Annotated in this window: 11 protein-coding genes; 8 read left to right on the top strand and 3 right to left on the bottom strand. The window is 66.6% G+C overall.

Features of this window, described 5'->3' with window-relative positions:
• The 4 genes from CLG85_RS19505 to CLG85_RS19490 form a co-directional block, all read left to right on the top strand.
• Positions 1-554: zinc-binding dehydrogenase (locus CLG85_RS19505; protein ID WP_260349885.1), on the top strand; the 554-nt coding region annotated here is incomplete at its 5' end.
• A gap of 90 nt (positions 555-644) precedes the next feature.
• Positions 645-1,427, top strand: a complete 783-nt coding sequence (locus CLG85_RS19500; protein ID WP_224847579.1) for a potassium channel family protein — start codon at positions 645-647, stop codon at positions 1,425-1,427.
• Positions 1,427-1,930, top strand: coding sequence for a GNAT family N-acetyltransferase (locus CLG85_RS19495; RefSeq protein ID WP_141244503.1), 504 nt, complete (start codon positions 1,427-1,429; stop codon positions 1,928-1,930). Before CLG85_RS19500 ends, CLG85_RS19495 begins: the two co-directional genes overlap by 1 nt.
• A gap of 25 nt (positions 1,931-1,955) precedes the next feature.
• Positions 1,956-2,663, top strand: a complete 708-nt coding sequence (locus CLG85_RS19490; RefSeq protein WP_095881765.1) for an NYN domain-containing protein — start codon at positions 1,956-1,958, stop codon at positions 2,661-2,663.
• Between the two features lie 7 nt (positions 2,664-2,670).
• Here CLG85_RS19490 and CLG85_RS19485 read toward each other — a convergent pair whose 3' ends face one another.
• On the bottom strand, positions 2,671-3,288 hold the full coding sequence (locus CLG85_RS19485) for a TetR/AcrR family transcriptional regulator (RefSeq protein ID WP_095881766.1): 618 nt from the start codon (positions 3,286-3,288) through the stop codon (positions 2,671-2,673).
• A gap of 152 nt (positions 3,289-3,440) precedes the next feature.
• Between CLG85_RS19485 and mbfA the strand changes: the two genes are divergently transcribed.
• Together mbfA and polA are read left to right on the top strand one after the other, a co-directional pair.
• Positions 3,441-4,415, top strand: coding sequence for an iron exporter MbfA (gene mbfA / locus CLG85_RS19480; protein WP_095881767.1), 975 nt, complete (start codon positions 3,441-3,443; stop codon positions 4,413-4,415).
• Between the two features lie 282 nt (positions 4,416-4,697).
• The gene (polA, locus tag CLG85_RS19475) at positions 4,698-7,511 is read left to right on the top strand and encodes a DNA polymerase I (RefSeq protein WP_095881023.1); all 2,814 of its coding nucleotides are present in this window, start codon (positions 4,698-4,700) and stop codon (positions 7,509-7,511) included.
• 86 nt (positions 7,512-7,597) lie between these two features.
• On the opposite strand, the gene CLG85_RS19470 is transcribed toward polA, so the two are convergent.
• Both CLG85_RS19470 and nth read right to left on the bottom strand, forming a co-directional pair.
• On the bottom strand, positions 7,598-8,587 hold the full coding sequence (locus CLG85_RS19470; RefSeq protein ID WP_095881022.1) for an adenosine kinase: 990 nt from the start codon (positions 8,585-8,587) through the stop codon (positions 7,598-7,600).
• On the bottom strand, positions 8,584-9,228 hold the full coding sequence (gene nth / locus CLG85_RS19465; RefSeq protein ID WP_095881021.1) for an endonuclease III: 645 nt from the start codon (positions 9,226-9,228) through the stop codon (positions 8,584-8,586). The genes CLG85_RS19470 and nth overlap by 4 nt, the downstream gene beginning before the upstream one ends.
• A gap of 153 nt (positions 9,229-9,381) precedes the next feature.
• Between nth and CLG85_RS19460 the strand changes: the two genes are divergently transcribed.
• The gene (locus tag CLG85_RS19460; protein ID WP_095881020.1) at positions 9,382-10,239 is read left to right on the top strand and encodes a methylated-DNA--[protein]-cysteine S-methyltransferase; all 858 of its coding nucleotides are present in this window, start codon (positions 9,382-9,384) and stop codon (positions 10,237-10,239) included.
• 124 nt (positions 10,240-10,363) lie between these two features.
• Positions 10,364-11,014 (top strand): YiaD family glycine zipper/OmpA-like lipoprotein, encoded by a 651-nt coding sequence (locus tag CLG85_RS19455; RefSeq protein ID WP_095881019.1) that lies wholly within the window; start codon positions 10,364-10,366, stop codon positions 11,012-11,014.
• The last annotated feature ends 98 nt before the right edge of the window (positions 11,015-11,112 follow it).

Below are 11,112 nucleotides of genomic sequence, written 5' to 3'. Positions count from 1 at the left end.
TCTTCGGCCTCGGCGGCATCGGGCTCAACGTGATCCAGGGCCTGCGCATGGCCGGGGCCGACATGATCATCGGCGTCGATCTCAACGACTCCAAGGCCGAGATGGCCAAGAAGTTCGGCATGACCCACTTCGTGAACCCCTCGAAGATCGAGGGCACCGTGGTGCAGGAGATCGTCAACCTCACCAAGCGCGGCGCGGACCAGATCGGCGGGGTGGATTACTCCTTCGACGCCACCGGCAACGTCAAGGTGATGCGCGACGCGCTCGAGTGCTCGCACCGCGGCTGGGGCGTTTCGGTGATCATCGGCGTGGCGCCGGCGGGGGCCGAGATCTCGACCCGGCCGTTCCAGCTGGTCACCGGGCGGGTGTGGAAGGGCACCGCCTTCGGCGGCGCCAAGGGCCGCACCGATGTGCCGAAATTCGTCGACTGGTACATGGACGGCAAGATCGAGATCGACCCGATGATCACCCACAAGCTGAAACTGGAAGAGATCAACCACGGCTTCGACCTGATGCACGAGGGCAAGTCGATCCGCGCGGTGGTCGAGTTCTGAGCCGCTCCGGGCCACCGGCATGAAATTTCTCCCGGCAGGCGCTTGGCTTGCCGGGAGTCCCGCGCCACCCTATAGGATCGAAGAACCGGAATGGGGACGGCGGACATGGGCCTGCGCGACAAGCTGAGGGAACTCTACGAGGGCGACAGCGACGAGGCGCATCGCTTCCGCTACGCGCTGCTCGGCTTCGACATCTTCACCGTGCTCTTCGTCATCGCCACCTCATTCACCTCGCATGGCCGGGTGGTCGAGATCATCGATGTCGCCTTTGGCGTGGTGATCCTCGCGGATTTCCTCGCCCGTCTCTGGATCGCGCCCAAGAAGAGCAGCTTCCTGTTCAGCCCGGCCACCCTGGCCGACCTGGTGTCGATGATCTCTTTCCTGGCGCCGCTGGCGGGCGAGGGACTGGGCTTCCTGCGGGTGCTGCGCACGCTTCGGCTTTTGCACACCTACCAGCTCAGCAAGCGCCTGCGCGAGGACTTCAGGTTCTTCCGGCAGAACGAGGACGTGCTGATCGCGGTGGTGAACCTGATGGTCTTCCTCTTCGTGATGACCGGGCTGGTCTACGCCACGCAGTACCGGACCAACCCGGACATCAACAACTACGCTGACGCGCTCTATTTCACCGTCACCACGCTCACCACCACTGGCTACGGCGACATCACGCTAGACGGCTCCTGGGGGCGGATCATCTCGGTGCTGGTGATGATCTGCGGCGTGACCCTCTTCCTGCGTCTGGCGCAGGTGCTGTTCCGTCCGATCAAGGTGAAGAAGACCTGCGAGACCTGCGGGCTTCGCCTGCATGACGCCGACGCCATACATTGCAAACATTGCGGAGAGATCATCCGCATCGAGACCGAAGGACAGGGCTGATGAGCGAGACACTGGAACTGCGCGCCTATGCGCCCGCAGACTCCGAGGCGCTGTGGCAGATGCTCGAGCCGGTGTTCCGTGCCGGCGACACATATGCCATAGACGCGGACATCTCGCGCGAGGCGGCGATCGCCTATTGGACCGGTCCGGAACGCCACGTCTTCGTCGTGAGTGACGGCGCGCGCCTGCTCGGCACTTATTACATCGTACGCAACCAGAAGGGCGGCGGCTCGCATGTGTGCAACTGCGGCTATGTCACCGCAGCCGAGGCGCGCGGCCGCGGCGTGGCGCGGCAGATGCTCGCGCATTCCCTGGAGATCGCGCCGCAGCTCGGTTTCCGCGCCATGCAGTTCAACTTCGTGGTTTCGACCAATACCCGGGCCGTCGACACCTGGCTGCGCGCCGGTTTCGAGATCGTCGGCCGCCTTCCTGGCGCCTTCCATCACCCGACACAGGGCGACGTGGACGCGCTGGTCCTGTACAAGACACTTGCGGGCAGCTGACGCTGAGCCCGCAGAGGAGTATCCCATGCGAGACGACACCCGCCTGTTGGCGGTCCTGATCGACGCCGACAACACGTCCCCCAAGTACGCCAAGGCGATCTTCGACGAGCTGGCCAGCCTCGGCGAGGCCAGCGTGCGCCGCTGCTACGGCGATTTCTCCAGCCAGCAAATGGCGGGCTGGTCGAAGATCGCCGCCGAGTTCGGGCTCGTGCCGCACCACCAACCGGCCAATACCGTGGGCAAGAACGCCAGCGACATCGCGCTGGTGATCGATGCCATGGACCTGATGCATTCGGGCCGTTTCGATGGCTTCGTGCTGGTCAGCTCGGACAGCGATTTCACCCGGCTCGCAAGCCGTATCCGCGAGCAGGGGCTCGACGTCTTCGGCATGGGCATGCAAAAGACTCCCGACGCCTTCCGGAAGGCCTGCAAGCGCTTCATCTTCCTCGAGAACCTCGACAGCGCCCCGGAAAAGGCGGCGGGCATCAAGCCGCAGAAAAGCGGCAGCATCGAGGATGCGCGCAACCTCATCTTCACCGCCATGGATGCGATCGACCAGGAAGACGACTGGTACACGCTCGGCCAGCTCGGCCAGTTCATCACCGCGGCCAATCCCGATTTCGACACCCGCAGCTACGGAAAGCGCAAGCTTTCGGAGCTGGTCGACGAGCTGAAGGTCTTCGAGACCAAGCGCGGCCCGGGCAACCAGATGCTGGTGCGGCGGCTGGACTGACCGGCGCTCAGGCGCCGTATCGGGCGAGGAAGGTTGCCACCGCACCGTCGACGGTGCGGGCGATCTCGGCCTCGCCCGGCGCCTCGGCCACGCCAAAGACGCAGCGCGTCCAGAGGCTGGCCTTGCAGAGCTCGGTGAACTGGTCGGCGGCGAGCTCGAGGTCCTCCACATCGACCTCGCCGCGCTCCCGGGCGGTGGCGAGGTAATTGACCAGCTTGCCGCGCATGGTCATCGGCCCGCTCTGGTAGAATTGCCGCCCGAGGTCGGGAAAGCGGTCGGCCTCGGCGATGCAGATTCGAAAGATCCGCTGGCCCATCTCCGAGAGCACGAACTTCAGGAAGCTGCGCGCCACCAGCGGCAGCACCTCGGCCGGCGGGCGGCTGGGGTCGATCTTCAGCATCGCCTCGTCGGCCTGCAGCGCGCATTGCCGGCTGGCCATCTCCATGAAGAGCAGCCGCTTGTCGGGGAAATAGCTGTAGAGCGTCGCCTTGGAGACCCCGGCCGCGCGGGCGATGTCGTCAACGTTGGCCCCTTCGAACCCGTCGCGCAGGAAGATGGTGCGCGCGCCTTCCAGCACCTGTTCGAACTTGCGCCCGCGGCGCACACCAGCCGTCTCGGTCCCCATCAGGCAGCTCCTTTGTCCCGGCAACTGTAAACCGCACGGTTCAGTTCAGGCAAGCAACATGCCGCGAGCGAAGGACATTCTGCCGTCTTGCACCTGCCGCAAAGCGCTTTAGATTGGAATCATTCTAAAGTGAGTGCAGGCCGGAGTTCCCCATGCGATTCTTCACCCAGCGGCGCCATTTCCGCGATCTGAGCGAGCAGGAGGTGCTTGCCCTGGCAATCTCCTCAGAGGAGGACGACGCGCGGATCTACCGCTCCTACGCCGAGCGGCTGCGCGCCGAGTACCCCGATACCGCCGCCGTCTTCGACGGCATGGCCGAGGAGGAGGACGGCCACCGCCGTGCACTGATCAGCCTGCACCGCATGCGCTTCGGCGAGGTGATCCCGCTGATCCGCCGCGAGCATGTGGCGGGCTTCTACGCCCGCCGCCCGGTCTGGCTGGTGCAGAACCTGCCGCTGGAGCGCATCCGCGACGAGGCCGAGGCAATGGAGCGCGAGGCCGAGCGCTTCTACCACGAGGCGGCCAAGCGCAGCAGCGATGCCGCGACGCGCAAGCTGCTTGGCGATCTCGCCGCCGCCGAGGCGGGCCACGAGGAGCGCGCCGGGGAACTGGTTGAGAAACACCTGGACGGCGCGGCGCGCGATTCCGAGGACCGCATGGCGCACCGGCAGTTCGTGCTGACCTGGGTGCAGCCGGGGCTGGCGGGCTTGATGGATGGTTCGGTCTCCACCCTGGCCCCGATCTTCGCCACCGCCTTTGCCACGCAGGACACCTGGACCACCTTCCTCGTCGGTCTCGCCGCCTCGGTCGGTGCGGGCATCTCCATGGGCTTCACCGAGGCCGCCTCGGACGACGGCGAGCTCTCGGGCCGTGGCTCGCCGCTGAAGCGGGGCATTGCTTCGGGGGTGATGACCGCAGTCGGCGGGCTCGGTCACGCGCTGCCCTATCTCATCCCGCATTTCTGGACCGCGACGATCATTGCATGGATCGTGGTCTTCTTCGAGCTCTGGGCCATCGCCTGGATCCAGAAGCGCTACATGGAGACCCCTTTCCTGCGTGCCGCGCTGCAGGTGGTCCTGGGCGGCGCGCTGGTGCTCGCGGCTGGGGTGCTGATCGGTAGCGGCTGAGCGGCACGTTTCCCCGGCGGAGCGCCGCGGGCGCCGTTCGGCCTGCCTCCGGCGGGGATATTTGGACCTAGAAGAAAGGCAGGCGCCGCCCCCCCCGGACTTCTTCTAGGCGAAAATATCCCGGGGGAGGCGCGCGCAGCGCGGCGGGGGCAGAGCCCCCTCCTGCCCGATTTGCTGCCGAGCCGAGGACCGTGCCCTGTGCCTGCCTCGTGATCCCCTCTGGCACCCCGCGCCCGCCCATGGCAAACCCTTGCAAAAGCGCGAGGCCAAGGAGACGCCACCATGACCCAGTTCGGCAAGGGCTGCCACCTGCATCTGATCGACGGATCGGCCTTCATCTTCCGCGCCTACCACGCGCTGCCGCCGCTCACCCGCAAGTCCGACGGGCTGCCCATCGGCGCGGTCAGCGGCTTTTGTAACATGCTGCAGAAATACGTCGAGGAGAGCTCCGGTCCCGACGCGCCGACCCACGTGGCGGTGATCTTCGACAAGGGCAGCCACACGTTCCGCAATGATCTCTACGATCTCTACAAGGCCAATCGCGAGGCCATGCCCGAGGACCTGCGCCCGCAGATCCCGCTGACCCGCACCGCCACCATCGCCTTCAACATCGCCTGCAAGGAGCTCGAGGGCTTCGAGGCCGACGACATCATCGCCACGCTCTCGTGCCAGGCGCGCGAAGCGGGCGGGCGCGTGACGATCATCTCCTCGGACAAGGACCTGATGCAACTGGTCGGTGACGGGGTCGAGATGCTCGACGCGATGAAGAACCGCCGGATCGACCGCGACGGGGTGATCGAGAAGTTCGGCGTCGGGCCGGAGCGTGTGGTCGACGTGCAGGCGCTGGCCGGCGACTCGGTCGACAACGTGCCGGGCGCGCCGGGCATCGGCATCAAGACCGCGGCGCTGCTGATCAACGAGTATGGCTCGCTCGAGGAGCTTCTGGACCGCGCCGAGGAGATCAAGCAGCCCAAGCGCCGACAGACGCTGGTTGAGAACCGCGCGCAGATCGAGCTGTCGAAGAAACTGGTGCAGCTCGACTGCGAAACCCCGCTCGACTTCACGCTCGACGATCTCGAGGTGAAGGAGCCGGACCCCGAGAAGCTGCTCGCCTTCCTCGCCGAGATGGAGTTCTCGACCCTCACCAAGCGAATCGCAAATGCGCTCGGGGCCGAGGCGCCGGTGATCACCGAGGCCAACGCGCCGGCAGCCGATACGCCCGCCGCTGCGGACGCCCCCGAGATGCCGCCCATCGACCCTGCCGCCTACACCTGGGTGAAGAGCGCCGCCGATCTCGCGCCGTGGATCGCGCAGGCGCGGCAGCGCGGCTGGGTGGCGGTGGACACCGAGACCACCGGCCTCAACGAGATGACCTGCGATCTCGTCGGCATCTCGCTGGCCGTCGAGCCGGGGCAGGCCTGCTACATCCCGCTGGCGCATCGCGCGGCCGGGGGCGAGGCGGATCTTTTCGGCTCGGACGATCTGGCCGAGGGCCAGATGCCGATGAACGATGCGCTCAACCTGTTGCAGCCGCTGCTCGAAGACCCGGCGGTGATGAAGATCGGCCAGAACATGAAATACGATGCCAAGGTGTTCTCGCGCTACGGCATCGGCGTCGCGCCGATCGACGACACCATGCTGATCTCCTACGCGCTCAACGCCGGGCTGCACAATCACGGCATGGACGCGCTGTCGGAGCGCTATCTCGGCCACGTGCCGATCCCGATCAAGGATCTGCTCGGCTCGGGCAAGAAGATGATCACCTTCGACCGGGTGCCGATCGAGGACGCGGTGAAATATGCCGCCGAGGATGCCGACATCACCCTGCGCCTGTGGAAGCTGCTGAAGCCGCGGCTGCACCTCTCGCGGGTCACCCGCGTCTACGAGGGCACCGAGCGCCCGCTGGTGCCGGTGCTGGCCGAGATGGAGCTGGCGGGGGTGCAGGTGGACCGGGGCACGCTGTCGCGCATGTCCACCGCCTTTGCCCAGAAGATGGCGGGGCTCGAGGCCGAGCTGCACGAGCTGGCAGGCCATCCGTTCAACGTCAACTCCCCGGCGCAGGTCGGCGAGATCCTCTTTGCCGAGATGGGGCTGGAGGGTGGCAAGAAGACCAAGACCGGCGCTTGGTCCACGCCCGCCGAGGTACTGGAGGACCTCGCCACCGAGCATGACTTCGCCGCCCGCGTTCTGGACTACCGCCAGCTGCAGAAGCTGAAGTCTACCTACACCGACGCCCTGCAGGAGCACATCAACCCCGAGACCGGGCGCGTCCATACCTCTTATTCCATCGCCGGGGCCAACACCGGCCGCCTCGCCTCGACCGAGCCCAACCTGCAGAACATCCCGGTGCGCTCGGAAGAGGGGCGGCGCATCCGCGAGGCCTTCGTCGCGCCCGAGGGCAAACTCATCGTCTCGCTCGACTACAGCCAGATCGAGTTGCGCATCCTTGCGCATATGGCCGATATCGCCGCGCTCAAGCAGGCCTTCCGCGACGGGCAGGACATCCACGCGATGACCGCGTCCGAGATGTTCGGCGTGCCGATGGAAGAGATGACCCCGGACATCCGCCGCCGCGCCAAGGCGATCAACTTCGGGGTGATTTACGGGATCTCGGGCTTCGGCCTCGCCCGCAACCTGCGCATCCCGCGCGGCGAGGCGCAGGCCTTCATCGACCGCTATTTCGAGCGTTTCCCGGGCATCAAGACCTACATGGACGACACTATTGCCTTCGCCAAGGAGCACGACCGGGTCGAGACGCTGTTCGGCCGGGTGATCCACACGCCCGAGATCAACGCCAAGGGGCCGCACGCCGGTTTCGCCCGTCGCGCGGCGATCAACGCACCGATCCAGGGCACCGCGGCGGACATCATCCGCCGGGCGATGATCCGCATGCCCGCCGCGATCGAGGGACTGCCGGCCAAGATGCTGCTGCAGGTGCACGACGAACTGATCTTCGAGGTCGCCGAGGAGGGCGTCGACAAGCTGATCGCCACCGCCCGCGAGGTCATGGAAGGCGCGGCCGAGCCGGTGGTGAAGCTCGACGTGCCGCTGGTGGTCGACGCCGGGCAGGGCAAGAACTGGGCCGAGGCGCACTGAGCCTTCCCCATCGAGGAAAAGAAAAACGGCGTCCCCGCGGGGGCGCCGTTTCCTGTTTCGGGGTCAGTTTCCTGGGGCAGAAGCCTTCAGAGCAGCCCGGCCTCGCGGAACAGCTCGGGCAGGCTTGCCTCGGGGCGCGGCCCCATGTGGGTGATCACCTCGGTCGCCGCCACGGTGCCCATGCGGCCCGCGGTCTGCATGTCGGTGCCCGTCGCCAGCCCGTAGAGGAAGCCGGCGGCGAACTGATCCCCGGCGCCGGTGGCATCGACTGGGACGATCCTGGTCACCGGCACATCCGTCCGGACGCCGTCCTTGAGGATGGTCACCCCATCGCCGGAGCGGGTGCAGATCACCAGCGGGCAGATCGCCGCGACGCGCTCCAGGTCGGCCTCCAGCGAATTGTCCTGGTAGAGCGAGCGGATCTCGGCCTCGTTGCCGATCACGTAGTCCATTTCGTGCTCGATGAGTTGCAGGAAGTCCGCGCGGTGGCGCTCGACGCAAAAGGGGTCGGAAATGGCGATCCCGGCCTTGCCCCCCGCCGCGCGGCAGGCGCGGGCAAGACGGATGAAGGCTTCCTTGCCCTTGTCCTTGTCGAAGAGATAGCCCTCGAGGAAGACGATCTCGGCCTCGGCGGCCACTGCTTCGTCGACGTCATCCGGCCCCAGCTCGGCGGAGATGCCGAGGTAGGTGTTCATCGAGCGCTCGCCATCCGGCGAGACGAAGATCATCGAGCGCGAGGTCGGCAGCTCGCCCCCCGGCACCGGCGGGTTGACGAAGGCGGTGCCGTCCTTCTCCATCGCCTCGGCGTAGAAGCGCCCCAGCGCATCGTCATGCACCCGGCCGATGAAGGCGGTGCGCAGCCCGAGATTGCCGAGGCCCGCCAGCGTATTGGCGACCGAACCGCCGGGGGCCTGCACGCGCCCGTCCATGGCGCCGTAAAGCAGCTCGGCGCGCTCGCGCTCGATCAGCTGCATGATGCCCTTGGTGATGCCCATGTGCTCGAGAAACGAGTCATCGGCCCGGGTCAGCACGTCGACGATGGCGTTGCCGATGCCGACAACCTGGTACTTTTTCATAGGGTCTTTTCCTCGAACTGGCAGAGGTCGCGGATCAGGCAGGCCCCGCATTTGGGCTTGCGCGCGACGCAGGTGTAGCGCCCGTGCAGGATCATCCAGTGATGCGCGTGCTGCTGGAAATCCACGGGGATGTTATCTTCGATGGCGCGCTCGACGGCGACCACGTCCTTGCCGGGGCAAACCCCCGAGCGGTTGCCGAAGCGGAAGATGTGGGTGTCCACCGCCTGCGCCGGATAGTGCCACCACATGTTCAGCACCACGTTGGCGGTCTTGCGTCCGACGCCCGGCAGGCTCTCCAGCGCCGCGCGCGAGCAGGGCACCTCGCCGCCGTATTCCTCGACGAGGATCTTCGACAGCTTCATGACGTTCTTGGCCTTGTTGCGATAAAGCCCGATGGTCTTGATGTGCTCGATCAGGACCTCTTCGCCGAGGGCGAGCATCTTCTCGGGCGTGTCCGCGATCTTGAACAGCGCGTGCGTGGCGCGGTTGACACCGACGTCGGTCGCCTGCGCCGAGAGCGCCACCGCCACCACGAGCGTGTAGGCGTTGACGTGGTCGAGCTCCCCTTTCGGCTCCGGTTCGGAGGCGTGGAAGCGGGTGAAGATCTCGCGGATCGTGTGATAATCGAGCTGCTTGGCCATGACGGATGCTATGCAACGCCGGGCCTTTTCCCGCAAGTCCGGCTTCTTCTCTTTCCAAATACGCAAATCCCGCCCGCGCCGCTTGCGCAACATTCGGGTCGCGCGATGCGCCCGTTTGCCGCTATGCCAGAAGTGAGAGCACAGGAGGCCGCGATGGGCGAGCTTGCACAGCAGGGTTACCACTTCAACGTCATGCGCCGGGCGATCGAGCTTATCGACGCTGGCGGCACGCAGATGACCCTGGAGCGGCTGGCCGACGAGATGGACATGAGCCCGGCGCATTTCCAGCGCCTCTTCTCGCGCTGGGCGGGGGTCTCGCCGAAGCGTTTCCAGCAGTATCTCGCGCTCGGCCATGCCAAGGCGCTGCTGTCGGAGCGCTTCTCGACGCTGGAAACGGCGCATGCGACGGGGCTCTCGGGCGGCGGGCGGCTGCATGACCTCTTCCTGCGCTGGGAGGCGATGAGCCCGGGCGAGTTCGCCAAGGGCGGGGCGGGGCTGACGATCTTCTGGGGCTGGTTCGAGAGCCCCTTCGGTCCGGCGCTGGTCATGGGCACCGAGAAGGGCATCTGCGGCATGGGCTTCGCCGCCGAGGCGGGAGAGGAGGAGACCTTCCGCGACCTGCTCTCGCGCTGGCCCAACGCGGAGTTCACCGAGGACCCGATGTTCCTCCGCCCCTGGGCGCAAACCGCCTTCGGGGTGCAGCAGGAGGGCGAGGTGCCCATCTATCTGATCGGCGCGCCATTCCAGATCAAGGTCTGGGAGGCGCTGATGCGCATCCCCTCGGGTCATGTGACCAGCTATTCCGAGATCGCCGAAGCCATCGGCAGCCCGCGCGCTGTGCGCGCCGTGGGCACGGCGGTGGGGCGAAACCCGGTCTCCTGGCTGATCCCCTGTCACCGGGCGCTGCGCAAGTCGGGCGGGCTCGGCGGGTATCACTGGGGGCTGCCGGTCAAGCGCGCGATCCTCGCCTGGGAAGCAGCGCGGCTCGAGGCAGAAGAGCTCGCGCTCTGAGCACGGGATGTTGCAGCCATGGGCGGAGACTTGCCAACATTGTGCACGGACGGCCATTGGCGAAGCGGCGCGTCGCACTATAACTGGAGCACACCCAGTTTGGGCAAACGACACGAGGCATTACATGTTCCGGGCAAAGACCACAGTTTTCACGACGCTTGCAGCAGCCATGGCGCTGACCGCCTGCACTGACGTCAACGACCCCAACCGTCAGGCGAAGAACGGCGTTATGATCGGTGCGCTCGGCGGCGCCGTCGCGGGCCGCGCCATTGGCGGCAACAACGATGACGCGGTGAAGAACGCGCTGGCCGGCGCGGCTGCGGGCGCCATCGCCGGCGGCCTGATCGGCAACAATCTCGACAAGCAGGAAGCGGCGCTGCGCCAGCAACTGGGCAACAACGTCGGCATCACCAACACCGGTGACCGCCTGATCGTGACCATGCCGCAGGACATCCTCTTTGCCACCGACAGCGCCTCGCTGCGCCCCGACCTGCAGGGCGATATCGCCACCGTCGGCCGCAGCCTGCTCGAGTATCCGAACACCACCGTGCAGGTGATCGGCCACACCGACAGCGACGGCGCCGCTGCCTACAACCAGTCGCTGTCGCAGCGCCGCGCGTCCTCTGTGGCCTCGCTGCTGATGCAGCAGGGCGTGCCGTCCTACCGCGTGCAGGCCATCGGCCGCGGCGAAGACCAGCCCATCGCGTCGAACCTGACCGCGGAGGGCAAGCAGCAAAACCGCCGCGTCGAGATCGTGATCCTGCCGAACGCCTGATCGGCGCGGTACAGGTCGCAGACAGGAAAGGCGCTCCGGGAGACCGGGGCGCCTTTTTTTTTCGCCCGCCGCAACGAAGAAGCCCGCGCCGGAGCGCG

The organism is Alloyangia mangrovi (genome assembly GCF_002300555.2).
In the GTDB taxonomy this organism is placed as follows: domain Bacteria; phylum Pseudomonadota; class Alphaproteobacteria; order Rhodobacterales; family Rhodobacteraceae; genus Salipiger; species Salipiger mangrovi.
Note: the sequence above shows the minus strand (reverse complement) of the source record. Positions and strands in the feature narration are given on the sequence as shown.

Bases quoted from the DNA above. Each gene is read 5' to 3' on its own strand.
- CLG85_RS19500 (WP_224847579.1), top strand. From the start codon at position 645: ATGGGGACGGCGGACATGGGCCTGCGCGACAAGCTGAGGGAACTCTAC.
- CLG85_RS19495 (WP_141244503.1), top strand. From the start codon at position 1,427: ATGAGCGAGACACTGGAACTGCGCGCCTATGCGCCCGCAGACTCCGAG.
- CLG85_RS19490 (WP_095881765.1), top strand. From the start codon at position 1,956: ATGCGAGACGACACCCGCCTGTTGGCGGTCCTGATCGACGCCGACAAC.
- CLG85_RS19485 (WP_095881766.1), bottom strand. From the start codon at position 3,288: ATGGGGACCGAGACGGCTGGTGTGCGCCGCGGGCGCAAGTTCGAACAG.
- mbfA (WP_095881767.1), top strand. From the start codon at position 3,441: ATGCGATTCTTCACCCAGCGGCGCCATTTCCGCGATCTGAGCGAGCAG.
- polA (WP_095881023.1), top strand. From the start codon at position 4,698: ATGACCCAGTTCGGCAAGGGCTGCCACCTGCATCTGATCGACGGATCG.
- CLG85_RS19470 (WP_095881022.1), bottom strand. From the start codon at position 8,587: ATGAAAAAGTACCAGGTTGTCGGCATCGGCAACGCCATCGTCGACGTG.
- nth (WP_095881021.1), bottom strand. From the start codon at position 9,228: ATGGCCAAGCAGCTCGATTATCACACGATCCGCGAGATCTTCACCCGC.
- CLG85_RS19460 (WP_095881020.1), top strand. From the start codon at position 9,382: ATGGGCGAGCTTGCACAGCAGGGTTACCACTTCAACGTCATGCGCCGG.
- CLG85_RS19455 (WP_095881019.1), top strand. From the start codon at position 10,364: ATGTTCCGGGCAAAGACCACAGTTTTCACGACGCTTGCAGCAGCCATG.